We start from the raw sequence: 26,244 nt of genomic DNA on the forward strand, positions 1-26,244 counted from the left end.
CACAGCATGATCAGCTCGTCAATTGGTCTGACAAATCAAGTCGAGGTTGCTCAAATAATGTTCGTGATCTCACCCTGATGTAAGTCTGCTGAGGATAATGCCTCAAGATCGTAACTAACCAATTGTTTATTCAGACATTCTTCCAGAAAATTCTTGTAGATTTCACTGCGCTTATCGCCAATAAAATGATTGCCATTTTCGGAATAGTAATACTCAGTATCCAAGTAACTTAGTTTTTCAATTTCAGCCCTGGCTTCACTAAGCTTATGGATGTCTAAAGTCTGACCACAGGTAAAATGTTCTGATGCACTAGCAACCCCAGCAACAATCAAAAGTCCAATAAATAATGTTTTCAAAAGCCAATCCTTGACACTTAACCAATGACGGCAGCGAGGTAAAAAATTCCGCGACCTTTACTTAACTGTGGGTTTGAGCAACTTTCAGCTAATGAGCTGAATATGAACGAAAGCGGGGTGACAAACTTAAATACAGGTTGCATAAAACCTTCCTTGTTGATGTTTAATTCCATTCCTCTACTTCCATTACTGAGGAAATGTAACTGTGGCATGTTATTTTTAAATGTCAAAAAAAAACCGCAATCGTCAGATTGCGGCTTTTCCAGAATATCAGCAGAACAGTGAGGATTATATTCCGTGCTTCTCACCCAGGTACAACCAGGTGTCCACCACGGTATCCGGATTCAATGACACGCTGTCAATACCTTGTTCAACCAACCAGGCAGCCAGGTCTTCATGATCAGACGGCCCCTGGCCACAAATACCCACGTACTTGCCACGGGCCTTTGCCGCCTTTATGGCCATCGCCAGCAAGGCTTTCACCGCTTCATTACGTTCATCGAACAAATGTGCAATCAGACCGGAGTCGCGATCCAATCCCAGGGTTAACTGAGTCAGGTCGTTGGAGCCGATAGAGAAGCCATCAAAGATATCCAGGAACTTGTCTGCCAGCAGGGCATTGGATGGCAGTTCACACATCATAATCACCCGCAGGCCATTTTCCCCTTGCTTCAGACCCTGCTCCGCCAGAAGTTCAATCACCTTACGGCCTTCTTCCAGGGTACGGACAAACGGAATCATCACTTCCACATTGGTCAGGTCCATCTGATTGCGTACCCGTTTAATGGCTTCACATTCCAGTGCGAAACATTCACGGAAATCTTCAGATACATAACGGCTGGCACCACGGAAGCCCAGCATAGGGTTCTCTTCGTGCGGCTCATACTGATAACCGCCCACCAGGTTAAAGTACTCGTTAGACTTAAAGTCTGACATACGTACAATCACTTTCTCTGGCGAGAAGGCCGCAGCAATAGTGGAAATACCTTCAACCAACTTCTGAATGTAGAATTCACGGGGTGACTCGTAACCCGCCATCATTTCATCGATTTCGGTTTTGACCTCATCGGGCTGGGATGCATAGTTAAGCAACGCTTTAGGGTGCACACCGATCATGCGGTTAATGATAAATTCCAGCCTGGCCAGCCCGACACCGGCGTGCGGCAAACGGCCAAAGTCGAAAGCCCGATCCGGGTTGCCTACGTTCATCATGATTTTCAGCGGCAAATCGGGCATAGCATCGATACGGGAGGTCACCACATCAAACTCCAGCACATCGCCATAGATGTAGCCGGTATCGCCTTCGGCGCAGGACACTGTGACCTTATCACCGGTTTGAATGCTGTCGGTGGCATTACCACAGCCGACCACGGCCGGAATACCCAGTTCACGGGCAATGATGGCTGCATGACAGGTACGACCGCCACGGTTGGTGACAATGGCGGAGGCCTTTTTCATAATCGGCTCCCAGTCTGGATCGGTCATATCCGTCACCAACACGTCTCCTGGCTGGATCTTGTCCATTTCTTCAATGGATGCCAGTACTTTAGCCACACCGCTACCTATCTTATGACCAATGGCGCGGCCTTCACACACCACATTGGCCTTGCCTTTAAGGTGGAAGCGTTCAATGGTTTGTGCATCTTCACGGCTACGTACCGTCTCAGGACGGGCCTGAACGATATAGAGCTTGCCATCCACGCCATCTTTGGCCCATTCAATATCCATGGGGCGCTTGTAATGCTGTTCGATAATCTGGGCTTGTTTCGCCAGTTCCATAACTTCGGTGTCAGACAAGGAGAAACGATGACTGTCATTGTGCTCCACATCGACAATCTCGACTTGCTTGCCGTGGCCCACGTCAGTGGAATAGATCATCTTCTTAAGCTTGCTACCCAGGTTACGACGCACCACGGCAGGCTTGCCTTTATCCAGAGTTGGTTTGTGCACATAGAATTCGTCCGGGTTGACAGCCCCCTGCACCACCATCTCACCCAAGCCATAGGAGGAGGTGATAAATACCACATCTTCAAAGCCGGATTCAGTATCAATGGTGAACATCACGCCAGAGGAGGCACAGTCAGAGCGTACCATGCGCTGAATACCTGCAGACAACGCCACGCCTTTGTGGTCATAGCCCTGATGCACCCGGTAGGAAATGGCACGGTCATTAAACAATGACGCAAACACATGCTTGATAGCCGTCATCACGGCATCCAGCCCTTTAACGTTCAGGAAGGTTTCTTGCTGACCGGCGAAAGACGCATCGGGCATATCTTCGGCGGTAGCGGAAGAGCGCACCGCAAACGACGCTTCACCACCGGCCTCCTGCTCAAGTTGTTCAAACGCGGCCTTGATGGCGTCTTCCAACTCTGACTGGAACGGCGTGTCAATAATCCACTGACGGATTTCACTACCAGTTCTGGCCAGTGCGTTAACATCATCCACATCCAAGGCATCCAGAACGTCGTGAATGCGTTGATTCAGCCCACTTTGTTCCAGAAATTCGTTAAAGGCGTCTGCTGTTGTCGCAAAGCCCCCTGGGACCATCACACCGGCATTGGCCAGGTTGGAAATCATTTCTCCTAAAGAGGCATTTTTGCCCCCTACCCGTTCCACATCATGCATGCCTAACTGCTGATACCACAAAACGTATTTCTGCACCGCGAATGCCTCCGAATTAGCATGTTTTTCAAATCGCCCCAATCCCTTAAGTAATTTGGGCTGCTGGCTTTTTTCGCAGAGGATTTTAGAATGTCGGTAATAAAAAAGTAAAACTTTATTTATTTTCGTAATAAATTTACGACATTGTTAAGGAGTTGTTGTGCGCACCGCATTTTATATTTCCGATGGCACTGCCATTACCTCTGAGGTGTTCGGCCACGCCTTACTCTCGCTGTTCCCTGTAGAATTCAACCATATCACCATACCTTTCGTGGAAACTTCTGAGCAGGCAGAGAAAGTAAATAGCAAGATTGCCAAGATTTTCAAGGAAACAGGTGAAAGACCTTTGGTGTTTTATACCATCGTCAATCTCGATGTGCGGGAAATCATTTCCAATTCGGTCGGGATTAATTACAACTTTCTCGACCAATTTGTCGCCCCTTTGGAGAAAGTGTTGGGTATTCCGGCTAAGCCAGAAAAACACCGTACTCACAGTATCCATGAAAAAACCTACGATATTCGTATTGAAGCGGTTAACTACGCGCTGGCAAATGACGACGGCGCGAATCTGGATAACTATGGAGAAGCGGATATCATCCTGGTCGGGGTATCCCGTTCGGGTAAGACACCCACCAGCCTATATCTGGCGCTGCAATACGGCATTAAAGCTGCTAACTATCCATTTACTGAAGATGATATGGGCGACATGCTTAAACTGCCGGCCAGGCTCAGGCATTTTAAGAGTAAATTGTTTGGGCTGACCATTGCGCCAGAACGCTTGCATCAGATTCGCTCTGAGCGCCGTGCCAATAGCCGCTATGCGTCTATGCGCCAATGCAGAATGGAATTAAGGGAAGTAGAAAACCTGTATCGCCGGGAGTCGATTCCGTTTCTGAACAGTACCAAGTTTTCGGTGGAGGAAATTTCGGCCAAAATTCTGGCCGAAACGGGCTTACAGCGTAAGAAATACTAAAGCATGTGATGAGTGAACTTTGGTGCTGGAGGTGCCGGACTTAAGTCCGACCCTCCACAGGCGGTAATGCAAGCTAACAACAGATGGCTGGTCGCCAATTGTTAAACTGTGCAGCACCTATCTCGTCACACATCTTTTTTCAGGTGATCTGCCACTAAAAATGCCAGTTCAAGCACCTGGTCGGCATTCAAACGCGGGTCGCACTGAGTCTGATAACACTGTCCTAAGTCGGCCTCGCCAATACCATAAGCACCACCTACGCATTCGGTAACATGCTGGCCGGTCATTTCCAGGTGGATGCCACCGGCATGCGTTCCTTCGGCACGGTGTGCCTGGAAGAAGTGTTGAATCTCCCTGAAGATATCGTCAAAGTTACGGGTCTTATAACCGCTGGAAGCCTTAACGGTGTTACCATGCATAGGATCTGAGCTCCATACCACATGACGGCCTTCCTGTTTGACCCTGCGCAGCAACGCTGGCAGTTTATCACCCAGATTATTGGCCCCCATACGGGTAATCAGGGTTAAACGCCCGGCTTCATTTTTCGGGTTTAATGCGTCAATTAAACGAATCAGCTCATCGTCCTGCATGGAAGGCCCGATCTTCACGCCGATGGGATTATGAATACCGCGGAAGAACTCAACATGAGCGTGATCCAACTGGCGGGTGCGCTCACCTATCCATAGCATGTGTGCAGAGCAGTTATACCACTTGCCGGTCAGAGTATCATTGCGGGTCAGGGCCTGCTCATAGTTAAGCAGCAGTGCCTCATGTGAGGTAAACAATGAGGTTTCGTGTAATTCACGATGATTAGCCGAATTGATGCCGATGACTTCCATAAAGGACAAGGCATCCTGAATGCGTCGGGTCATCTCCTGGTAACGTTCTTTTTGCGGATTGTTTTCCAGAAATGCCATATTCCAACGCTGAATCTGATGCAGATCAGCCAGACCACCCTGGGCAAATGCACGCAGCAAGTTTAATGTCGCAGCAGAGCGATGGTACGCTTCAATCATGCGCTCTGGATTGGGCTGGCGCGATGCTTCGGTAAACTCAAAACTGTTGATAATGTCGCCACGGTAACTCGGCAGAGATACGCCATCAATGGTCTCAAAATTATCAGAACGCGGTTTGGCATATTGACCCGCCATGCGTGCCACTTTAGTGACCGGACAGCGTCCTGCAAAGGTCAGGACAATGGCCATCTGCAAGATGACTTTGAAGGTATCACGTATTTTGGGTGCGTTGAATTCATCAAAAGATTCCGCGCAATCGCCACCTTGCAGTAAAAAACCTTTACCTTGGGCAACCTCTCCCAACTGTCTAAACAACTCACGCGTCTCGGCTGCAAATACCAGCGGCGGGTATTTGGCCAGGCGTTTCTCTGCATCTTCTAGCTGTTGTTTATTTTCATAGGTGGGCTGCTGCAGAATCGGCAGCTGGCGCCAACTATCGGGTTGCCATTGTGTCACTGAGTTTCCTTTTTTGCTTTGCACCATGTGGCGCGGAATTGCGCCCATTTCGCAACCCTGAAACTTACGAGTTATGAAAGAAAATTTCAATGACCAATTAGACTATAAAAGCGATTACAGGTAGGTTTGTATTAGTCTATTTTGTTCTGAGTCTGTACAGATTCGTATACCGCACTGAAAAATCTGTGTCAGTGTGGTTTCATTCAAGACATCTTGCTGACTACCATCGGCAACCAGCCGCCCTTCAGACATCAGCCAAATGCGATGGCCGTACATCTGCGCCAGATTTAACTGATGATGGCTAACAACCAGCATATTGCCCATGTCAGCCAGTGTCACCAGCAGTTGGCAAAGCCGGTGTTGGTGTGCAAAATCCAAGCCCTGCACGGGTTCATCCATCAGTATCAGCGCCCGTCCGGATGTGATGGCCGGCCAGAGTTGCATCAAGGTGCGACAGATCTGCACCCGGCGCTGTTCCCCGCCAGAGAGGGTATTCAGTGGCCTCGATAAAAACTGCCGGATTTCAAGCGCTTGTTCCAACAGCTCAGGAATGCCAAGCTGCGGTGCATAAAAAGTCAGACACTCTTTAACCGACAGCGCAAAAGCGGTTTGCAGATTTTGTTCCATCAGAGTACGCACACCGGCCAGCGCTGGCGGCGAGTAGTCGCCAAGGTATCGACCATTTAACCGTACCTGACCAACCTGTGGTTGCAGAATACCGGCCAGAACCATCAGCAGCGTGGACTTCCCAGCGCCATTCGGCCCCAGCAGATGAACAAACCGCCCCGCTGGCAGTACCAGTTCAATGTCCTTAAGACGCTTCGACAACTGCAGTTGTGTGGCTTCCAGCATCTCAGTGTTTCGCCAGTCTGATTACAGAATAAAGAAACACCGGACCACCTAAGGTGGCAGTCAGCATCGATACTGGCACCGCCACACCGCCAAATGCGCCGGATACCCACACTACCATCAGCAACAGAATGGCTCCGGTCATGGCCGATGCCGGCAAAATAAAGCGATTGTCATGACCAAACAGATTCCTCAATAAATGGGGTACCAATAAACCGATAAAAGCTATCGAACCGGCCAGTGATACCGCTATTCCCACCAGTAACGCACTAATCAGTAACATGCGGGGGTAAAAGGCTTTCACATCCAACCCGGCCACTTGCGCGGCCTGCCCGCCAAAATACAGCCAGTTCAGTGCCTGTCCTTGCATCATCGCATAGCCAATCAGTCCGCATACCGGCAGCAGGGTCAAGCTGACCAAAAGCAGATCTGCCTGATGCAGACTGCCCAGCAACCAAAAAGTCAGGTTTCGGAGTGACTGTGCATCCGCCAGAAAATACAACCAGGCAATCACTCCCCCCCCTAGCGTGGAAATCGCAATACCGGCCAGAATAACGCCGGCACCGGAGTCCAGCCCTAAACGCCGGGCAATGGCATGAATTAAAAAAGTCGACTGCAAAGCGCCCAGAAAGCTGAACAACGGCAGCCCATAACTGGCAAAACCGGCCAGTGACGCTCCGCCCAGCAATAAGTAAATGGCCGCGAATAGACTGGCCCCACTGGTAATACCAATCAGACCAGGATCCGCCAGGGGATTTCTAAGCATTACCTGCAAGAGCGCCGAACTGACGGCCAGACTGGCTCCCACCAAGATTGCACTGCCAACCAAAGGGAGCCGCAACTGCCAGAGGATCTGCTGATCAATCTGTGCATCAAGCTGCAGGCCATTCACAGCGATACCGACGGACAGCGCTATCATTACCAACAGTAGCGCGACTAACATCCTGCGATCTGGTGTTAACAAGGCTAACGTTTCGCTTTGCTTAACAAAACTTCACAGCCTTGCTCAATCAGGTCAAGCACCAGTTCAAAGCCCTGACGGCCACCATAGTAAGGATCAGGTACTTCCAGTTCTTCCTGTTCGGTATATTCAAGAAACAACTTTACCTTATGCTGATATTCCGCCGGACAACGTTCCTGCAGGTCACGCAGGTTGTGCTTGTCCATGGCCAGCACCAGGTCAAAACGGGCAAAATCCTCATCCAGCACCGGCCGGGAGCGCTGCCCTTTAAAACTGTAACCGCGTGCCTGTCCAGCCTCGCGCGTACGTGCATCAGGTAAACTGCCTTTGTGATAAGGTGAGGTACCGGCAGAGTCTATCCGTATATTGCATTGCTGTTGCCGGGCCATGCCCGTCAGCACGGCATGCGCAGTAGGCGAACGACACAAATTGCCAAGACAGACAAAAAGAACGGAGCTGATAGGTGCGTGCATAAAAAATAATGGCCACTTGCGGTGGCCATTAGTCTGTCAGATTTGTATTTTCAGTCAACCGCCAGAACTTAACGTCCTTGTTGAAGCGCCTGAATACGCTTCTCAAGAGGTGGGTGACTCAGAAACAGCTCTGCCATGGCCGATTTACCCCGAATACCAAAGGCCATCAGATTACCATCCAGGCGCGATTCCTGACTGAGCTTCAGGCGCTGCAGCGCGGCGATCATTTTATTACGCCCGACCAGGGACGCTGAGCCGGCATCAGCCCTGTATTCACGATAACGGCTAAAGCCCATAACAATAATGCTGGCCAAAATTCCAAAGACAATCTCCAGCACAAACACCACGGCAAAGTAGGCCAGACCGCCCAGTCCTCCGCCACTGTTATTGCTGCGTGTGGCATTATCAATCACATTGGCAATCACCCTGGCCAGGAATATCACAAAGGTATTCAACACGCCTTGCAGCAACGTCATGGTAACCATATCACCATTGGCAATGTGCGCCACTTCATGAGCCAGCACCGCTTCCACTTCATCCTGTTGCATGTTTTCCAGCAAACCGGTTGATACAGCGACCAGCGCGTTGTTGCGGTTAGCCCCTGTGGCAAAGGCATTCATATCCGGTGAATGATAAATAGCCACTTCAGGCATACCAATACCGGACTGTTTTGCCAGACGACTAATGGTATTCACCAACCACTGCTCTGTATGGGTGGCTGGGCTGTCGATAACATGTGCACCCACTGAGCGTTTGGCAATCCATTTTGACATTAGCAATGAGATAAACGCACCACCAAAGCCAAACACGCTGGCAAACACCAGCAGTCCGCCCATGCCTCGCGGGTCAATATTGAGGAAACTGAACACCAGGTTCATCACTATGCCCAGCACCAGCACAACGGCCAGGTTGGTTGCGACAAACAACAGTACACGTTTCATAAAGTCTCCAGAAAGATTTGATCGCCCTTATTCTGTGGGCATCCCGGACTTTTTCAATCTGCCAAAGTGTGAATATTTATGTCAACTTCCCATGACCTGGCTGGATTGAGCTTTTATACTACCGGCCCCTACCGCACTAAATTAAAAAAAGCCTATGAAACTATTGATGTTAAGTAGCTCAAGGGAAGGTCAGCACGACTATTTGCAGACTGCCCGGGCAACGATCATGTCGCACCTGAACGGCATTCAGGACCTGTTGTTTGTACCCTTCGCCGGTGTCACGCTGAACTGGGACGACTATGTACAAAAAGTTCAGCAGGCCCTGCCCGACATCAGGGTGCAAGGTATTCATCGATATGCCGATGCTAAGCAGGCTGTGGAACAAGCTAAAGCGATTGCCGTAGGTGGTGGTAATACCTTTAATCTGCTGAATCAACTGTACCGTTTAGAACTGCTTGATGTTATTCGCGACAAAGTAGCCGCTGGTATGCCTTATATTGGCTGGAGCGCAGGCTCGAATATTTGTGGTGACAGCATTCGCACCACCAACGATATGCCCATTATTGAGCCGCCTTCCTTTTCTGCCTTAAAGCTGGTGCCCTTTCAGATTAATCCGCACTATACAGACTACCAACCCCCTGGTCACAATGGTGAAACCCGGGCCCAGCGTCTGGCTGAGTTTATGGCACTCAATCCGCAGATGCCGGTTATTGCCATCCGTGAAGGCAGTGCATTAGTGCGATTGGGTGACAAGCTGACCTTGCAAGGTCCGCATCCTGGCATAGTATTCTTAGGCGGTAAGCAACAGGATATTCAGCCTGCAGATGATCTTTCCGCTTTTCTAAGGAGTTCAGACCAATGAAAGTCGTAGAAATACGCCATCCTCTGGTGAAACATAAAATAGGTTTGCTACGGGATGCCGGTATCAGCACCAGGGAATTCCGCACCCTGGCGCGGGAAATAGGCAGTTTATTGACTTATGAAGCCACCGCCGACTTACCCACCGAAAAAACCCGCTTGCAGTGTTGGAGTGGCGATATCGAGATTGACCAAATCCAGGGCAAAAAAGTCACCATAGTGCCAATTCTGCGGGCAGGCCTGGGTATGATGGATGGCGTACTAGAGCTTATTCCAAATGCCAGAATCAGTGTGGTGGGTATCTACCGCAATGAGGAAACCTTACAGCCCGTGCCGTATTTTCAGAAACTGACCGCAGACTTGGACCAACGACTGGCCATTATTGTTGATCCTATGCTGGCCACCGGCGGTTCTATGATTGCCACCATCGACCTTTTAAAACAAAGTGGCTGTAAACACATCAAGGCACTGGTATTGGTAGCCGCGCCCGAGGGGATCGTCGCCCTGGAAAAAGCCCACCCGGATGTTGAATTATACACCGCCGCCATTGATCAGGGCCTGAATGAAAAAGGCTACATATTGCCAGGTTTGGGCGATGCGGGTGACAAGTTGTTTGGTACAAAGTAAGCCTAGAGCCAGTCAGCAGGGCCTTAACGGGCCCTGGCTTTTACCGACAGGGTCAGTTTAAATATTGCCATTGGCTTATCGCCATGCAGGTCCGGGCAAGTCACCAGCACCGACACCGGACGGTTTACCCGTTGGCCACTATTTATCGAGTCATCCAGCATCTCGTCAATAATGGCACCATCCTGACTGGTAAAATGCACCCTGGCCTCTGGCCGCATTAAAAACTCACCTTGTACGTCTTTAAACGCAAAATTGGCATTAATCCCACGCCGTTTTGCTTTTTGAAATACCAGAAAAGCGCCGGCCAGATCAGCGCCAATAGCCAGTGCACCAAAATAGACACTGCCAAGGTGATTTTTGGTGCGCCAGGTATTGGGAATGCTGACCTGCAGTCTGTGCTCGTCCATGATTTCAATGCGGGGCGAACAAAATCCGATGAGTGGTATGTAGCGCCAGGCAAATACCTTCAGCGCCCAATTAGCCTTAGTCAGTGCTTTCATTGCAGATCATCACAATGTTGTTGATGTTTATGCAGATTAACACTGGTTGGACCACAGGCCAATAGCCACTATATCAGTGGGGTGAGATCCAGATATTGATGGGCCGTTTTAGCTGCGGATAGTCTGGGAATATGGCCTAGCAATGGCGCGTTTAACTGCTGCTCAAGCAAGCTCAGATTTTCAGCCTGATATGGCATATCCACTTCCACTTGATTAGCAACCCAGCCGACCAGTTGTAAGCCGTCGCGTCTGATGGCTTCGGCGGTCAGCAGGGCATGATTTAAACAACCAAGCCGCATTCCCACCACCAGAATCACCTGCATTTGCTGAGCAACCACAAACTCAGATAAGAAGCGCCCCTGCCCCAGAGGCAAGCGCCATCCACCGGCTCCTTCAACCAGTAGAATGTCCGGATTGAATGACGACAACCCCACCAAGGCTTGCTCCAACTGTGCGAAGTCAATCGGGGTCCCGGCATGATGCGCTGCAATATGCGGGGCCACAGGCTCCGCAAACGCAACTGGGTTTACCAGTTCATAAGGGACGGCAATAGACGCAGCCTGTTGCAGGGCAATAGCGTCGCTGTTTCTCAAGCCATCGGCAGTAAATTCGCAACCTGATGCCACCGGCTTAAACGCCACGGTCTGCAGCCTGCGATCTTTTAGCTGATGTAATATCGCCTGGGAAACAAAGGTTTTGCCGACCTCGGTATCCGTACCCGTGACAAAAAAACGTCTCATTTTTGTATCTCCATAAAAGCCACTTGGTAGCTTACAGGTACAAGCCCTTGTTGTTGATAATTTTCAAAGTATCGTCGTTCAACTGCCTGAATAACTGCTTTGCTCAAAGGACTGCGAGTTGGATTGAGCACCACCCCAGCACCAATATCCTTAATCGAATGTAAGGCATCTCTTAGGCTGGTATGCCAGGTCTGATAAAGCCTGGTTTGTACCTGCCAGGTCAGCCCCACCTGCTTTGCAGCCTGCTCCAGCGTCTCCAGACTAAGGAAATGATTAACATGGGCTGGTTGCCCGACCGCCTGCCAGCAGCGGTGCAGCTCCTGTAACGATCCTTGCACCATCATCGCTAACAACCCTTTAGCGCCAGGCTTCATGACTCTTGCCACTTCAGAAAAAGCCTGAGAAATGGGCTGGCACCATTGTAACGCCATGCAGGAAAACACATAGTCAAAGACATTATCGGCAAAGGGGAGATTGTCTGCATCCCCTACCAGAAAGCCAGCTTTATTAGGCTGAGTGCGGCTGGCAAACCTTGCCATACCCTCAGCCAAATCCAGTCCAATCACCTGCCCGGACTTGTCTGCCAACAATGCACTAATGCGCCCGGTGCCACTACCAATATCCAATAGCATGCCACTTGTTGGCGTTACCTGGCTAACGGCATCAACACCGATTTGCCACTGCACTTCGGCTAACTGATCGTAGCAATGGGCTGCCTGGCTGAACTGCCGGGCAATCCGGACTTTGGTCTGCATACTACTTATCACCGTTCAGCCCTTGTGCTAACACCTTGACCAATTCGCAAATATCGTCCCTGGAATGAGCGGTCGTCAGGGTTATGCGTAACCTGGCGCTACCCGGTGGTACGGTAGGCGGCCGAATGGCCGTCAACCACAATCCGTTATTTTTCATTATTTGGCAGAGGGTTAATGTCCGCTCTGCATCCCCCATTAAAACCGGTTGAATTGCCGTATCTGATGCCATCAAAGGAACACCAGCGGACTGACATAAATGACGAAAACAGTGAATATTTTCGCTGAGTTTTTCTCTACGCCATGCCTGCCCTTTAACCAGCTTTAAGCTTTCCAGGGTAATCGCAGCAAGCAGTGGCGACATCGCCGTGCTGTATATGTAGTGACGGGCAAAATTAACCAGATAGTCATGCACAGTAGCCGGAATTGCCAGAAATGCCCCAGATGTACCTATAGCCTTGCCAAAGGTGGCCATCAGCAGCGGCAAGGCATGTTGCGAGATACCTTCGGCGCTGCCTATCCCTTGCGGCCCCAACACGCCAAAGCCATGGGCATCGTCCAGATAACACAGGGCCTGACATGACGCAGCGATGTCACATAAACGGCTTATCGGCGCTTTATCGCCGTCCATGCTAAACACCCCTTCCGTCATTATCAGGGTGTCACCGTCGACTTTTAGTACAAGTTCGCTAAGGTGCTGCATATCATTGTGGCGATAGCGCTGCAAACGCGCTTGGGTCGCCAGGGCACCGTCCAGCATAGAGGCATGGCTGAGCTTATCGGCCAGTATATGACCGCCTTTTGCCATCAAGCTTTGAATCAGGGCCTGATTAGCTGCAAAGCCACTGTTAAATAACAGTACCTTATCGCGGCCTGTTAAGTCGGCCAGATAATCTTCCAGCCTGGCATGAGCCAAAGAATGACCGGTCACTAAAGGCGAAGCACCACTACCAGCCGACCAGTCTAATGCGCAGCGGGTCGCAATGGCTTTAAGTTCGTCACTGTGAGCCAGCCCCAAATAGTCATTGCTGGAAAAATTCAGATAGCGGCGCCCCGCCACCTCCAGGCAACGACCATCTGCATGCTCAATTAACTGGCGGCGCCGCAGCAGACTATCTTCCTGCCGCCTGGCCAGCTCGGCAGCAATAAATTCAAATGCCATAGCAGCTTCAGAGACTGGCGTCGTAAAACAACTCTTCACTTTTCTGTGCTTTTACCGCATCCATCAACACTGCTTCATGCGCCTCATCAGAATACTGACGGCCGCGCTCAGTATTAATGCCCAGCTTGCGGAACAACTTCACGTCGGCATGGGTTTCTGGATTAGAGGTAGTCAGGAGTTTGCAGCCGTAAAAGATAGAATTGGCACCAGCCATAAAACACAAGGCTTGCATCTGCTCATTCATGGCTTCTCGACCTGCCGACAAGCGCACATGGCTCTTAGGCATCATGATTCTGGCTACCGCGATAGTGCGGATAAACTCAAACTGGTCCAGGTCTTCCACTTCATCCAGTGGCGTACCTTTGACTTTTACCAACATATTAATCGGTACGCTCTCAGGGTGCTGTGGCAAATTGGCAAGCTGCACCAGCAACCCGGCTCTGTCATTGGCGCTCTCTCCCATACCAACAATTCCGCCCGAACACACATTCATACCAGCGGCCCTGACGTTATCCAGGGTGTTAAGGCGGTCCTGATAGGTTCTGGTGCTGATTATTTCGCCATAGAATTCAGGCGACGTATCCAGATTGTGGTTGTAGTAGTCCAGACCGGCATCTTTAAGCATCATCGCTTGCTCGCGACTCAGCATACCCAGCGTCATACAGGTTTCCATGCCCAGTTTTTTTACCCCTTTAACCATTTCAATCACATAGGGCATGTCTTTGTCTTTGGGGTTACGCCAGGCTGCTCCCATGCAGAAACGGGTGGAACCCACGGCTTTCGCCTCGCGGGCACGCTGCAAGACCTTCTCCACTTCCATCAGCCGCTCTTTTTCAAGGCCGGTGTCATAGCGGGCACTTTGTGGACAGTATTTGCAGTCCTCTGGGCAGGCCCCGGTTTTGATCGACAACAGAGTACTGACCTGCACTTCATTCGGATTGAAATGTTGTCGATGGGCAACCTGTGCCTGGAACAACAGGTCATTAAAAGGCAAAGCGAATAAATCACGAACTTGTTGAACCGTCCAATCGTGACGGATGGCAGCAGAGGCCTGCATGGGGATTCCTTTACACTGGGATTTTGCTTGAGTAGTCTATGCGCGGCAATTAACTTGTCAACTTAAATGCAAATCCAAAATTTACAACCGGACAAATAATAACCATGAACCTGGATTTTGATCAGCAACATATCTGGCATCCTTATACCTCAGCTGTGTCTCCTTTGCCTTGTTATCCGGTGGAAAAAGCCGATGGTGTGCGGATCTACCTGCAAACAGGTGAAGTTCTGATCGATGCTATGTCCTCATGGTGGGCAGCAGTGCATGGTTACAACCACCCTCACCTGAACCAGGCAGCACACCGCCAGATTGACAAAATGGCACATGTGATGTTCGGTGGCCTGACCCATGAACCCGCCATTAGTCTGTGTCAAACACTGTTAGATATGGTGCCACAAGGTCTGAACCGGGTCTTTCTGGCTGATTCAGGTTCGGTCGCTGTTGAAGTGGCGATGAAAATGGCCCTGCAATATTGGGCCTGTCAGGGCAATCCGGGAAAGCATAAATTCATCAGCCCCCGAAATGGCTACCATGGCGATACCTTTGCTGCCATGTCTGTTTGTGACCCGGTCAATGGCATGCATAGTTTATTCAACGACGTGCTATCCAAACAGATTTTCACCCCTGCCCCGCAAACCCGCTTTGGTCAGGTGTGGAATGAAGACGACATTCAGCCTTTAAACGAGCTGTTGCAGCGTCACCATCATGAAGTTGCAGCCCTCATCCTGGAGCCAATAGTACAAGGCGCGGGTGGCATGCGTATTTACCACCCGGAGTACTTAAAACGAGCCCGTCAATTGTGTGATGAGTTCAATGTGCTACTGATTGCCGATGAAATTGCCACCGGGTTTGGCCGCACGGGTAAACTGTTTGCCTGCGAGCACGCCGGTATCAGCCCGGATATTCTGTGTTTGGGCAAAGCCCTGACCGGAGGTTATATGACGCTGGCAGCAACCTTGTGCAGCGAAGACGTTGCGGTAGGCGTTTGTCAGGGCCAGCCCGGTGTTTTTATGCATGGTCCGACCTACATGGGGAATCCATTAGCTTGTGCAGTGGCCAATGCCAGCCTGGAGATACTGCAACAAGGGCACTGGCAAACCCAGGTTAGCCAGATAGAACGGCAACTACGTGCCGAGTTGTTACCTCTGAGCAATTTAAGCGCCGTTGCAGATACCCGTGTACTGGGTGCCATCGGCGTGGTGGAATGTAAAACCGCAGTGGATGTCGCCCGGTTACAACGCAAGTTTGTTAGTCAGGGCGTGTGGATCCGTCCCTTTGGTAAGCTGGTGTATATTATGCCGCCCTATATCATTAATCAGGATGACCTTAGCCAGATCATTCGAGCCATTGCCAGTGCTTTGGCAGATTAATCTGCAAATAACAGCAACCAGCCAAGGCTGAGCAACGACAGCAACGCCAGGATAATCAGATTTAGCCACAGACCGTCCTGGCGTCGTCTGGCACGTCGTTTACGAATAATCAGCGCCACAATACTGAAAAACACCGAGCAGCTCAGTGTCAGTAACAGCCACCCGCTCAGCCCCCTGTGCCAGTCCTGTTCAGATTGCATGCCTAAAGCTTGCATAAAACCGGTTTGCAATTCAGGCCTGGCATAGTGAAACAGCAGCATCGCAACCACAAACAATGCCCAGGCGCTTAGGCTGAGGGCGATAAGCAGCCGGTATAACCGATCATTTTGTGGCGCGGTCTGACGCCGGTTTTGGCCTTGCCATTGACGCTGCTTTGGTGACATAGCGGATTTTTCTTGAGTCTGGCTGTCAGCCAAGTAAGATTACACACCCCGTCCTGCGGACACTAACATTTCGTTGAATTCAGGACGTATTTTCGGCACCTCGTGCCGCGGGCATGCCCCGTTTATTACTGTAGAGCATAAAATCAGATCCGTGCATGGATCGTCTGGAGAGGTCAGATGGCACATACCCCCGTGGTAGAAATTCTCAAAGGTCAGCATCAGGTTGGTGCTGAAGTTGTTGTAAAGGGTTGGGTTCGTACCCGCCGTGATTCAAAAGCCGGCTTGTCATTCATTGCCCTGCATGATGGCAGTTGCTTTGATCCTATTCAGGTCATCGCTCTGAATAACCTTGAGAATTACAATGATGTGCAAAAGCTGACAGCTGGCTGTTCATTGGCCGTTACCGGCACCCTTAAGGCCTCTGAAGGTCAGGGCCAGGCCCTGGAAATTGATGCTTCCAAGGTAGAAGTACTTGGCTGGGTCGAAAACCCGGACTCTTATCCCATGGCCGCCAAACGTCACAGCATAGAGTTTCTGCGTGAGCATGCACATTTGCGCCCACGTACCAATGTGATTGGTGCCGTGGCCCGGGTGCGTAACTGTCTGTCGCAAGCGATACATCGTTTTTTCCATGAGCGTGGCTACTTTTGGGTCAGCACCCCAATCATTACCGCCAGCGATACTGAAGGCGCAGGCGAGATGTTCCGTGTCTCCACTCTGGATATGCTCAACATTCCAAAGAATGATAAAGGCGATGTGGACTTCAGTCAGGACTTCTTTGGCAAAGAGGCGTTTCTGACCGTATCCGGGCAGCTCAACGGTGAAACCTATGCCTGCGCCTTGTCCAATATTTACACCTTCGGCCCCACTTTCCGGGCAGAAAACTCCAATACCAGTCGCCACCTGGCAGAATTCTGGATGATAGAACCGGAAGTAGCCTTTGCCGACTTAAGCGATATCGCCCAGTTGGCCGAAGACCTGCTGAAGTATGTGTTTAAAGCAGTGCTGGAAGAACGTGCCGACGATATGGCCTTTTTTGCCGATCGCATCAATAAGGATGCCATCAGCCGTCTGGAAAAAGTGATTCATCAGGATTTTGTGCGCATGGATTACACCGACGCCATTGAGATCCTGAAAAACTCCGGCAGAAACTTCGAGTTCCCGGTGGATTGGGGAGTAGACCTGTCTTCTGAGCATGAGCGCTATCTGGCTGAAGAACATGTGGGTGCGCCGATCATCATGCAGAACTACCCGAAAGACATTAAGGCCTTCTATATGCGTGCCAACGACGATGGTAAAACCGTTGCCGCAATGGACGTTTTAGCCCCTGGTATCGGTGAGATTATCGGCGGTTCACAACGTGAGGAGCGCCTGGATGTGTTTGATCAGCGTCTGGAAGAAATGGGCCTGAACAAGGAAGATTACAGTTGGTATCGCGATCTGCGCCGTTATGGCTCAGTGCCCCATTCGGGCTTCGGTTTAGGTTTTGAGCGTCTGGTTGCCTATGTGACCGGCATGCAGAACGTTCGTGACGTGATCCCCTTCCCGCGTACACCAGGTAATGCCAACTACTAACCATATGAAACGCGGACCGACATCTACCGGTCCGCTCTATCTTGCGGTTTGATTAATCACCCCAGAATTCAAAATAATCTGACACATCTTTTGCGGCTCTTGGCAGGGCGTCAGAAAGAGGTGTACCTAAATACAAGAAGCCCACAATTTCATCCTGCTCCTGCAGGTTAAACGCTGCTTTCACCTCGTCATTCTGTGCATAGCTGCCGGTCCGCCAAATGCCGTTAAAGCCCTGCGCCAAAGCTGCCATTTGCATAGCATGCACGGCACACGCGGTGGACGCCACCTGTTCCACCCAAGGCACCTTGGGATTGTCCTGATAGCGGGTGATCGCCACCACCACCATAGGAGCACGCAAAGGAAGCTGTGGTGCCCGCTCAACGTCTTTTTGCGACATATCGGCCGCAATGGCTGCCTGTTCGAAGATGTTCCCCAGTTTTACCAGCCCTTGTCCCTGGCAGACAACAAATCGCCAAGGACTAAGATTGGCGTGATCCGGGGCGCGCAGGGCTGAGCGCATAATATTACTCAGGGCTTCACCGGCGGGGGCCGGCTCTTGTAATCTGGGCTGGGAACTACGATTTAATAACAACTCAAGTGCTTGCATAACGGTTTAACTCGGTGGATTCTGCCGCTAAATTAGAAAAGGATACGCGAATTTACAAGAGTCCCTATGGTAAAAAAGTCTGCTGCCCAGTCTGAACCGTCAAAAACTGAGCAAAAAGGCGCGCTGCACAAGCTTTTCAGCCGGCAGCAGCCCAAGATTGGTGCAAAACCTGCCACCGGCAGATTGTTAAAGTCTTTTGCTGAGGAGGATTATCGTCGCATTGCCAGACTGATCCAAAAATGGCTGGATGAGTCTGACAAGCACAATTGATGACGATTCTGGCTCAAATAACCGATGCCAGCTCGGCCCCCTGGCGAATGGCACGCTTTGCATCCAGTTCTGCTGCCACATCGGCGCCGCCAATCAGATGCACGGTCATGCCGGCATCCAGTAACCCCTGTTGTAACGCGCGCAGCGGCTCCTGGCCAGCACAGATAATCACATTGTCAACTTCCAGACAGCGCGTCTGGCCGTTAACCTCAATATGCAAACCTTTATCGTCGATTAGCTTGTAATTGACGCCGGGGATCATCTGCACCTGTTTATTCTGTAATGATGCACGATGGATCCAACCTGTAGTCGGCCCTAATCCCTTGCCTACCTTAGTGGTTTTGCGCTGCAGTAAATACACTTCGCGCTGTGGCGCGTGTTGCTCTGGTTGGGTCAGCGCCCCGCGCCCCGCATAGTGTTTGTCTATACCCCAGCTCTTTAGCCAGTTTTCTGGCTGGGTGGTCAGGGATGGTTGTTCCAACAAAAATTCTGCCACATCGAAGCCAATGCCCCCAGCACCAATGATTGCCACTTTCTTACCCACAGGTTTGTGATCTCTGAGCACATCCAGGTAGCTCATGACTTTGCCGTGCTCCAAACCTGGAATAGCCAACTTTCTCGGCACAATGCCCGTTGCCAGCACCACCTGGTCAAAACCTCCCTGACTGAGACTTTGTACCGACTGTTCCTGCTCAAGGTGCACATTGACACCGGCTTTTTTCAGCCGTACATCGAAATAACGTAATGTCTCATGAAACTCTTCCTTACCGGGGATCTGCTTGGCGTAGTTAAACTGCCCGCCAATCTCTCTGCCCTTGTCAAATAAGTGCACTTCGTGCCCACGCTCTGCCGCATAACAGCTAAAAGCCAGCCCAGCAGGTCCTGCCCCCACGACAGCAAGCTTCTGCTTATGATGGGTCAGCGGAAAATTCAGTTCTGTTTCATAACCGGCGCGGGGATTGACCAGACAAGTGGCACGCTTTTTCTTAAATACATGGTCAAGGCAGGCCTGGTTACAGGCAATACAAGTGTTGATTTCATCTGCACGTTGCTGCTGCGCTTTATTAACAAACTCAGCATCAGCCAAAAAGGGTCTGGCCATCGAGACCATATCAGCATGCCCATCGGCCAATACCCGCTCAGCCACATCCGGTGCATTAATGCGATTGCTGGTGATCAGAGGAACAGATAATTCTTGCTTCATCCGCTGCGTGATCCAGGTGAAAGCCGCACGCGGCACCATAGTACCAATCGTTGGTACCCTGGCCTCATGCCAGCCGATGCCGGTGTTGATAATGGTCACACCAGCCTGTTGCAATTGCTTGCCAAGGCTGACCACTTCCTGCCATTCGCTGCCACCTTCCACCAAATCCAGCATGGACAATCGGAAAATAATAATAAATGCCTCACCGACCTTGGCCCGCACCGCTTTGACCACTTCCAGGGCAAACCTGGCGCGGTTTTCAAAACTGCCACCCCATTCGTCTTCGCGCAGATTGGTGCGAGGGCATAGGAACTGGTTTATCAGATAGCCTTCCGAACCCATGATTTCTACACCGTCGTAACCGGCTAATTTGGCCATGGCGGCACAATTAGCATAATCCTTAATGGTACTTTTAATGCCCCGGACGGAGAGTTGTCTGGGCTTAAACGGATTAATCGGGGCCTGAACAGCGGATGGTGCCACATTAATGGGATGATAGCCGTAGCGCCCGGTATGCAGAATTTGCATACAAATTTTGCCGTCATGTTGGTGAACGGCATCCGTTATAAGCTGGTGCTTTTTCGCGTGGGACTTACGCGTCATTCTGGAGGCAAAAGGAAACACCCAGCCCTGTCGATTCGGACTGATCCCCCCGGTGACAATCAAACCTACCCCGCCTGCCGCACGCTCGGCATAAAAGGCCGCCAATTTTTCGATACCCTGCTTTTCTTCTTCCAGGCCTAAATGCATAGAGCCCATCAATACGCGATTCTTAAGCTGGGTGAAGCCCAAATCCAGGGGGCTTAGCAAGTGCGGATATAATGCGTGCTTAGTCATGTTCTTCTCAACTGGTCCAATCTGTTTTGAGTCTACCCTAAAATTAACAAAGATTTCACCTGCTATTGGGCGTACAGCTGTTCACCCCAACCAATCAGGCTTTTTTGCCTGTGGTCATAAAAAATTACATTTGCTGTTTCTTGTTGGCGCCGACTTTGGATAGGATATGCACATTATCAATGTAAACTTGCAGTAATTATGGCAGCACAAAAAAGTATGGTCCGAACCTTGTTTGGCGGGATCTGGTCGGTGTTGAACTTCTCCCGTAAGTTGTTCTTCAACCTTATTTTCATTCTGATTGTTGTGGCAATCATTATAGGTATTGCGTCAGAGGAAGGAAAAATCGAGGTTCCCAAAGACTCAGCCCTGATCCTGAACCTGAATGGCGAGTTGGTGATAGAAAAGACCGCAGTTGATCCATTTGCCCAGTTTATGCAGGAAGCGTTCGAAGAAAAAGATGAGAATCCTGAAGTCCTGCTGCGTGATGTGCTCTTTACCATCGACAATGCCAAACACGATAAGCGCATTAAAGCCATGGTACTGGACCTGCACGGCTTGCAACATGGCGGACTGGATAAATTACAGCAGATCGGCGATGCCCTGGACAGCTTTAAAGAGAGCGGCAAACCCATCTATGCCATAGGTGATTACTTCAGCCAGGAACAGTATTATCTGGCCGCACACGCCAACCACCTGTACATGAACCCCATGGGCTGGATGATTCTGGATGGCTATGGCCGTTACCGCCTGTACTTTAAATCCATGCTGGAAAAGCTTAAAGCCACTACTCACGTATTTAGGGTGGGTACCTTCAAGTCCGCCATTGAACCTTTTATCCGCGATGATATGTCAGACGCTGCCAAACAGGCTAACCAGGCCTGGCTGGATGCACTGTGGAGCCAATACAAAGCTGATGTGGCTCAAGCCCGCGGTATGGACGTGAGCAATTTTGACGAAAAACTGGATGACTTCCTGGCCAAGTTCGAACAGGTTGGCGGCGATTTTGCCCAGTACGCCCTTGAAAATAAGTGGGTGGATGGGCTGCGTAACCGCGAAGAGATACGTAATGAGCTGGTTGCTGTGGTGGGTGAAGATAAATCAGCGCGTGGATATCGGCATATCGGCTTTAAACAATATCTGCAGGTGATTAACGGCCCTTATCTGCCCATGCCCAAAGACACCAATAACGTTGGTGTGGTGGTGGCCAAGGGAACCATTCTGAACGGCACACAAAAGGCTGGCACCATAGGTGGAGACAGTACTGCAGCACTGCTACGCAAAGCTCGTTTGGACGATAGCGTCAAAGCTGTTGTGCTGTACGTAGACTCTCCCGGGGGCAGTGCTTTTGCCTCGGAAGTGATTCGTCAGGAAGTGGAAAATATCAAAGCCGCAGGCAAGCCTCTGGTTGTGTCCATGAGCACCTATGCAGCATCTGGTGGCTATTGGATCTCCGCCGGCGCTGATGAGATTTGGGCAGCACCCAGTACGATTACTGGCTCTATCGGTATCTTTGGCATGTTTATGACCTATGAAAACAGCCTGGATTACCTGGGAATTCATGCCGATGGCGTAGGTACCACAGAATTTGCTGGTATGAGTGCGGTTCGGGCGCTGGATCCCCGAATCGGTGAGGTCATTCAGCGTAATATTGAACATGGTTATGATCAGTTTATTACCCTGGTGGCGAATGAACGTGACATGGACAAAGGCAAGGTCGACAGTATTGCGCAAGGCCGTGTCTGGATTGGTCAGACCGCCCTTGAGTTAGGGTTGGTGGATAAACTGGGTTATCTGGATGATGCCGTCAGTGCGGCGGCTGAACTGGCCGGATTGGAACAGTACGACACCAAATATGTTGAGCGGGACTTAAGCCCCAAAGAGCAGTTCTGGAATGAGTTCTTTGGTGTTGCCTCCACCTGGTTTGGTGGCGCCCTTAAGAGCCAGAGCGATGGTCAGTTAATGGGGCTGGTCAAGCAACTGGTGGCCGAATTTGACACGTTTGCCAAACTCAATGATCCCCGTGGCGCTTACGCACTCTGCCTGCCGTGTGAGATATAAGCTGAACGTTATTAAAAAAGCCGACATTTGTCGGCTTTTTTGTCTTCAGCTGTTTGTTTTTTCAAGGCGGATATGATTGCCTAATCTGCTCGAAGCTGCAACCACATGCGTTGATAAGGTATCGGCCCTTTGTAGAAGATGTCCCCAACGGGCTTTAATCCAAAACGTTCGTAAAGCCCTCTGGCAGACTAACTGTGCCTGCATAAAAGCACCGAGGTGCGTACCCTGTTCATCGTCGTCAATCCGACAATATATCATGGGTTTGTCAGGTCACAGTACCTAGTGGCGAAGAGGTAGGGTCTGTTGCCAGCTTCCAGAATAGAAACATCCATGCTATCTGCCCGAAGCTGCCAGACCAAATCCAAACAGCATAAACAAGCTACCACTCAGGCGATTAACCTTTTTCCCGACAGCAGGGCTGCTAAGCTTTATCCGCGCACGGCTGGCCGCTAGCGCATACAGGCTGTGGATGATCAGCAAACAAGCACAGAATGTCAGGGTCAGAAGCACAAATTGTCCGGCATAGGGAGCATCAATATCAACAAATTGCGGAAACAACGTCATAAAGAAAAAAATGGCTTTTGGGTTCATCAGACTGATAGACAATCCTTGCAAATATAAACGATGGCGACGGGATTGTTTGAGGGGTTGCTCCAAAGAGTGAAAGCCAGGCGGACTTCGCCACATTTTAATACCCATATAAATCAGGTAAGCGGCGCCGACATATTTCAAAATAGTAAAGGCCAGTGCCGAGGTAGCCAGTATCACCCCAATGCTTGTAGCCGATAAAGCGGATACCAGTAAAATACCACTGGCCACTCCCATTATGCCCCAAACCGCCCTTCTACCGCCGTGTTTTAAACTATTGCTCAGGGTCAGTAAAACGGCCGGGCCCGGCGTAGCAATGGCCGCACACGCCACCAGAATAAAAATCAGATAACTGTCCATACTTCCTACCATCTGAAAAAACTTACGTAATGACCTCAACACCAGGCAACTGCTCGGTCAGCATCTGACGCAGTTTTGGCAAATGTTCTTGGTCGAACATCACTTGCGGCACTTTGGCCTGGCGTTGATTAAAAGGCAATTGCAACAGGCCCTTGCCATCAACATTATCCAATACCAGGCGTTTTATCTTAGCACGGGGAAACACCTCTTCCCCCAGGTACAGATTGTCGGCATCAAAACGCAGCACCTCGAAAGGATTGTTCACCACCAGCCCCATTGGCAGATGATGTTGCTGGCGCGACCATTGCCATGGCAGCATGGCCAACTGTATCAGAAAGAATGCGTGCCACCACTGTGATGACCAATCAGTCAGGCTGATAAGCCCAGCTGCACCTAGTGGCAAGCTGAGCGACAAGACAACGCATTTTTGCTTTGTGCTTAAGCTATTCCATTTAGCCCGCATTCGGCGTTACCACATCAGATCGTCTGGAATTTCGTATTCAGCGTACCAATCGTCTTCTTCGCTCTTTTCAGCTTGCGCTGGCTCAGCCGTTTTATCTGCGCGGTGCAACACCAGCTCGTCATTACGCTGGGCAATCTTATCCGCTACTGGCGTGGGGACGATTTCGTAGCTTTCGCCCAGTTTAACAATGGCCAGTTTGCCTTGCGTAATGCGTTTGTGGGTCAGTTTATCCACGTATAAGGTTTTGATTTTAGCGCCATCGGTGAAATTACAGGCCACATCACCATTATTCTTAGGCTGACGATTGACTTCAATCAGTTGCTTGATTTGCGCAGCAATGGCCTTCTTTTCTGCTTCCAGCTTAAGCTGTTCATTCAGCTCTTTGTCTTTGGCAATTTTGGCCTGACGCGCCTGTTCTGCGGCCACTTTATCTTCGTTGACCATATCCAGTTTGTGCTTCTTCTGCGCTTTAGTTTGCTTGCGTTTTTCCGCATTTACTTTTTGGGCCTTTTGTTTGTCTGCCAGCCCCGCTTTAAGCAGTTGTTCCTGAAGAGAGAGCGCCATGGTAGTAATTCCCGACTGCGATGAAAAATTCAGGGCGACAGTTTACATGGCAATCCGGCTGCTGTCCTCTGTGCAACTGCGACCTATTGCTTCTTCAAGAAACTGCGGTAGGCTAATCACCCGGCTGTTATTTAATAATCAAGGAAGTCCATGCAAACGCAATCCACTCAACAGGCCTTATGGCTAACTTTGCATCAACAAGTAGAAAGTTATGAAGGCTGGGCATTGATGATTAAGTTAGCAGCATTTGCTCTATGTACGCTGGCTATGCTGTACCATCAAACCTGGGTGGCGATGGCAATCTTACCGCTGCTATGGTTATTGGATGCCATTTACAAAACCTTTCAGGGCAGACTGGAAAAAGAGCTATTGAAAATCGAACAAGCTGATGCCAATGCGACGCCTCAGCTTTATTCCGACTGGCAGCAAAACCGCCCCTCTGCGCTTGGTTTAATTAGCGAGTATCTGCGCGCTGCGCTGCGACCCACGGTTGCTTTTCCTTATCCGCTATTGATCGCTGCTGTACTTATACAGTACTTCCACTAGACACTGGCGGCCGGATAACCGGCCACCTGAATCATTGCCCGGCAGGCAGGCTTCGATAGCGAAGAACATCATCAACCTGATCGCTGATAATCCCCTGCACTTTTACCTTATCCATTAATAACGCATAGAGCGCATCGGCGCTTATTATGCCTTTCGGCAGTTTATCCAGCCGCACAGTGTAAGCATTCAGCGTTAAGCCTGCGTCATGGATGTCCTTGGCCAGCTTAGTGGCACCATTGTCGTCCAACAGCATACCTATCTGTACCCCCACACCAGTGGCAAAACCGGCGATAGTTTTAAGTCCGGCCGGTGTCGTCCAGAGGTTGTCAAAATCACTACCGTTGGGATCCCACTTATTGCGCCCCAATAGCACGTTCAGCGGCAAGCGGGTTTGCCCGCGCAACTGTTGCATAAACTCAACATCAAAAGACTGCAACACCATAGGCGCTGCGCTTTGCTGATAGGGTCTGAGCGCATCCAGTAGCGCTTTTCCCATATCCAGCCCCTGACTTTGATACCAACCTGGTTTTTTCAGCTCAATTAACCAGCCCGTACGACGTTTTTGTAGCCGATTCAATTCAGCCAGCATCGCCAGTGCCTCGTCCAGAGTGACCAGCTCAAAGGCTAATTTGGCGTTAAAACGCGAAGGGTAAACCAGCGGCCCGTCAGTGGGTTTTCTACGCTCATGAAATCGCAAACTACGTAGCTCTGCCAGGGTAAAATCCTTAACCCAGAATTTCCCTTCAGCACCGCGTTTATGGGCAAATCGCGCTGCCACATCAGACACCTCATCGAGAATAAGGTCGTGTAAGACCACTGGCACCCCATCGGCCGACATATTCACATCAAACTCAATCATGTCGGCGCCCAGCGCATGGGCATAAGCCAGTGATGCTTTGCTGTGCTCCGGCAGATAGCCCGGTACGCCGCGATGGGCAATAGCCAGCGGCGCGGCGGCCTGCACCGAAGTGCAAAATAAAAAGCACAGCGTAATAAAATAACGCATTTGTCTGTTCCTTTAAGAAGACGAATTG

The 26,244-nt window shown here is 50.4% G+C and carries 27 protein-coding genes; 8 read left to right on the plus strand and 19 right to left on the minus strand.

Going from position 1 to position 26,244, the window contains the following annotated elements; translation table 11 throughout:
- Positions 1-50: 50 nt before the first annotated feature.
- Together CSR04_RS13505 and ppsA are read right to left on the minus strand one after the other, a co-directional pair.
- On the minus strand, positions 51-356 hold the full coding sequence (locus CSR04_RS13505) for a hypothetical protein (RefSeq protein ID WP_102796835.1): 306 nt from the start codon (positions 354-356) through the stop codon (positions 51-53).
- Positions 357-644: 288 nt separating this feature from the next.
- Entirely contained in the window at positions 645-3,020 is a 2,376-nt protein-coding gene (gene ppsA / locus CSR04_RS13510; RefSeq protein ID WP_102797081.1) for a phosphoenolpyruvate synthase, read from the minus strand.
- Positions 3,021-3,180: 160 nt separating this feature from the next.
- Between ppsA and ppsR the strand changes: the two genes are divergently transcribed.
- The gene (gene ppsR / locus CSR04_RS13515) at positions 3,181-3,993 is read left to right on the plus strand and encodes a posphoenolpyruvate synthetase regulatory kinase/phosphorylase PpsR (protein ID WP_102796836.1); all 813 of its coding nucleotides are present in this window, start codon (positions 3,181-3,183) and stop codon (positions 3,991-3,993) included.
- Positions 3,994-4,118: 125 nt separating this feature from the next.
- Here ppsR and CSR04_RS13520 read toward each other — a convergent pair whose 3' ends face one another.
- The 5 genes from CSR04_RS13520 to htpX all read right to left on the minus strand — a co-directional run bounded on the left by CSR04_RS13520 (position 4,119) and on the right by htpX (position 8,689).
- The gene (locus CSR04_RS13520; protein ID WP_102797082.1) at positions 4,119-5,465 is read right to left on the minus strand and encodes a class II 3-deoxy-7-phosphoheptulonate synthase; all 1,347 of its coding nucleotides are present in this window, start codon (positions 5,463-5,465) and stop codon (positions 4,119-4,121) included.
- Between the two features lie 114 nt (positions 5,466-5,579).
- Positions 5,580-6,317 carry an ATP-binding cassette domain-containing protein gene (locus CSR04_RS13525; protein WP_102796837.1) on the minus strand — a complete coding sequence of 246 codons (738 nt, stop codon included), beginning with the start codon at positions 6,315-6,317 and terminating at the stop codon, positions 5,580-5,582.
- Between the two features lies 1 nt (position 6,318).
- Positions 6,319-7,257, minus strand: coding sequence for a FecCD family ABC transporter permease (locus CSR04_RS13530; protein WP_102796838.1), 939 nt, complete (start codon positions 7,255-7,257; stop codon positions 6,319-6,321).
- A 23-nt stretch (positions 7,258-7,280) separates the two neighbouring features.
- Complete coding sequence (locus CSR04_RS13535; RefSeq protein WP_102796839.1) at positions 7,281-7,748, minus strand: low molecular weight protein-tyrosine-phosphatase; 468 nt, start codon at positions 7,746-7,748, stop codon at positions 7,281-7,283.
- A gap of 68 nt (positions 7,749-7,816) precedes the next feature.
- Positions 7,817-8,689, minus strand: a complete 873-nt coding sequence (htpX, locus tag CSR04_RS13540) for a protease HtpX (RefSeq protein WP_102796840.1) — start codon at positions 8,687-8,689, stop codon at positions 7,817-7,819.
- 154 nt (positions 8,690-8,843) lie between these two features.
- On the opposite strand from htpX, the gene pepE reads away from it, so the two are divergent.
- Together pepE and upp are read left to right on the plus strand one after the other, a co-directional pair.
- Positions 8,844-9,551 (plus strand): dipeptidase PepE, encoded by a 708-nt coding sequence (gene pepE / locus CSR04_RS13545; RefSeq protein ID WP_102796841.1) that lies wholly within the window; start codon positions 8,844-8,846, stop codon positions 9,549-9,551.
- On the plus strand, positions 9,548-10,174 hold the full coding sequence (gene upp / locus CSR04_RS13550; RefSeq protein WP_102796842.1) for a uracil phosphoribosyltransferase: 627 nt from the start codon (positions 9,548-9,550) through the stop codon (positions 10,172-10,174). Before pepE ends, upp begins: the two co-directional genes overlap by 4 nt.
- Before the next feature lie 23 nt (positions 10,175-10,197).
- On the opposite strand, the gene CSR04_RS13555 is transcribed toward upp, so the two are convergent.
- From CSR04_RS13555 to bioB, 5 genes are all read right to left on the minus strand, one after another.
- Positions 10,198-10,674, minus strand: coding sequence for a DUF4442 domain-containing protein (locus CSR04_RS13555; protein ID WP_102796843.1), 477 nt, complete (start codon positions 10,672-10,674; stop codon positions 10,198-10,200).
- A 68-nt stretch (positions 10,675-10,742) separates the two neighbouring features.
- A complete protein-coding gene (gene bioD, locus CSR04_RS13560) occupies positions 10,743-11,414 on the minus strand; it encodes a dethiobiotin synthase (protein WP_102796844.1) in 672 nt (223 codons plus the stop codon).
- Positions 11,411-12,169 carry a methyltransferase domain-containing protein gene (locus CSR04_RS13565; RefSeq protein WP_102796845.1) on the minus strand — a complete coding sequence of 253 codons (759 nt, stop codon included), beginning with the start codon at positions 12,167-12,169 and terminating at the stop codon, positions 11,411-11,413. Before CSR04_RS13565 ends, bioD begins: the two co-directional genes overlap by 4 nt.
- 1 nt (position 12,170) lies before the next feature.
- Positions 12,171-13,328: an aminotransferase class I/II-fold pyridoxal phosphate-dependent enzyme gene (locus CSR04_RS13570; protein ID WP_102796846.1), complete on the minus strand. Its 1,158-nt coding sequence runs from the start codon at positions 13,326-13,328 to the stop codon at positions 12,171-12,173.
- 7 nt (positions 13,329-13,335) lie between these two features.
- Positions 13,336-14,385: a biotin synthase BioB gene (bioB, locus tag CSR04_RS13575; protein WP_102796847.1), complete on the minus strand. Its 1,050-nt coding sequence runs from the start codon at positions 14,383-14,385 to the stop codon at positions 13,336-13,338.
- Positions 14,386-14,489: 104 nt separating this feature from the next.
- Between bioB and bioA the strand changes: the two genes are divergently transcribed.
- Positions 14,490-15,755, plus strand: a complete 1,266-nt coding sequence (gene bioA, locus CSR04_RS13580; protein ID WP_102796848.1) for an adenosylmethionine--8-amino-7-oxononanoate transaminase — start codon at positions 14,490-14,492, stop codon at positions 15,753-15,755.
- Here the strand turns inward: bioA and CSR04_RS13585 are convergent.
- Positions 15,752-16,138: a hypothetical protein gene (locus CSR04_RS13585; RefSeq protein WP_146027174.1), complete on the minus strand. Its 387-nt coding sequence runs from the start codon at positions 16,136-16,138 to the stop codon at positions 15,752-15,754. The two genes, bioA and CSR04_RS13585, sit on opposite strands and share 4 nt — an antisense overlap.
- Positions 16,139-16,315: 177 nt before the next feature.
- Between CSR04_RS13585 and asnS the strand changes: the two genes are divergently transcribed.
- Positions 16,316-17,713 (plus strand): asparagine--tRNA ligase, encoded by a 1,398-nt coding sequence (gene asnS / locus CSR04_RS13590; protein WP_102796850.1) that lies wholly within the window; start codon positions 16,316-16,318, stop codon positions 17,711-17,713.
- A gap of 52 nt (positions 17,714-17,765) precedes the next feature.
- Here asnS and CSR04_RS13595 read toward each other — a convergent pair whose 3' ends face one another.
- A complete protein-coding gene (locus tag CSR04_RS13595; protein ID WP_102796851.1) occupies positions 17,766-18,320 on the minus strand; it encodes an NAD(P)H nitroreductase in 555 nt (184 codons plus the stop codon).
- Between the two features lie 66 nt (positions 18,321-18,386).
- Between CSR04_RS13595 and CSR04_RS13600 the strand changes: the two genes are divergently transcribed.
- Complete coding sequence (locus tag CSR04_RS13600) at positions 18,387-18,590, plus strand: hypothetical protein (RefSeq protein WP_102796852.1); 204 nt, start codon at positions 18,387-18,389, stop codon at positions 18,588-18,590.
- A 13-nt stretch (positions 18,591-18,603) separates the two neighbouring features.
- On the opposite strand, the gene CSR04_RS13605 is transcribed toward CSR04_RS13600, so the two are convergent.
- Positions 18,604-20,631 carry an NADPH-dependent 2,4-dienoyl-CoA reductase gene (locus CSR04_RS13605; RefSeq protein WP_102796853.1) on the minus strand — a complete coding sequence of 676 codons (2,028 nt, stop codon included), beginning with the start codon at positions 20,629-20,631 and terminating at the stop codon, positions 18,604-18,606.
- 198 nt (positions 20,632-20,829) lie between these two features.
- Here CSR04_RS13605 and sppA point away from each other — a divergent pair, with 198 nt between their 5' ends.
- A complete protein-coding gene (gene sppA / locus CSR04_RS13610) occupies positions 20,830-22,689 on the plus strand; it encodes a signal peptide peptidase SppA (RefSeq protein ID WP_102796854.1) in 1,860 nt (619 codons plus the stop codon).
- A gap of 333 nt (positions 22,690-23,022) precedes the next feature.
- Here sppA and CSR04_RS13620 read toward each other — a convergent pair whose 3' ends face one another.
- From CSR04_RS13620 to CSR04_RS13630, 3 genes are all read right to left on the minus strand, one after another.
- Positions 23,023-23,637: a LysE family translocator gene (locus CSR04_RS13620; RefSeq protein ID WP_102796855.1), complete on the minus strand. Its 615-nt coding sequence runs from the start codon at positions 23,635-23,637 to the stop codon at positions 23,023-23,025.
- A gap of 22 nt (positions 23,638-23,659) precedes the next feature.
- Positions 23,660-23,956: a hypothetical protein gene (locus tag CSR04_RS13625; RefSeq protein ID WP_146027175.1), complete on the minus strand. Its 297-nt coding sequence runs from the start codon at positions 23,954-23,956 to the stop codon at positions 23,660-23,662.
- 150 nt (positions 23,957-24,106) lie between these two features.
- Positions 24,107-24,664, minus strand: coding sequence for a DUF2058 domain-containing protein (locus CSR04_RS13630; protein ID WP_102796857.1), 558 nt, complete (start codon positions 24,662-24,664; stop codon positions 24,107-24,109).
- A gap of 150 nt (positions 24,665-24,814) precedes the next feature.
- Between CSR04_RS13630 and CSR04_RS13635 the strand changes: the two genes are divergently transcribed.
- Positions 24,815-25,210, plus strand: coding sequence for a hypothetical protein (locus CSR04_RS13635; RefSeq protein ID WP_102796858.1), 396 nt, complete (start codon positions 24,815-24,817; stop codon positions 25,208-25,210).
- Positions 25,211-25,241: 31 nt separating this feature from the next.
- On the opposite strand, the gene CSR04_RS13640 is transcribed toward CSR04_RS13635, so the two are convergent.
- Positions 25,242-26,216 carry a glycerophosphodiester phosphodiesterase family protein gene (locus CSR04_RS13640; RefSeq protein WP_102796859.1) on the minus strand — a complete coding sequence of 325 codons (975 nt, stop codon included), beginning with the start codon at positions 26,214-26,216 and terminating at the stop codon, positions 25,242-25,244.
- Between the last annotated feature and the right edge of the window lie 28 nt (positions 26,217-26,244).

This window comes from Bowmanella denitrificans (genome assembly GCF_002887595.1).
In the GTDB taxonomy this organism is placed as follows: domain Bacteria; phylum Pseudomonadota; class Gammaproteobacteria; order Enterobacterales; family Alteromonadaceae; genus Bowmanella; species Bowmanella denitrificans.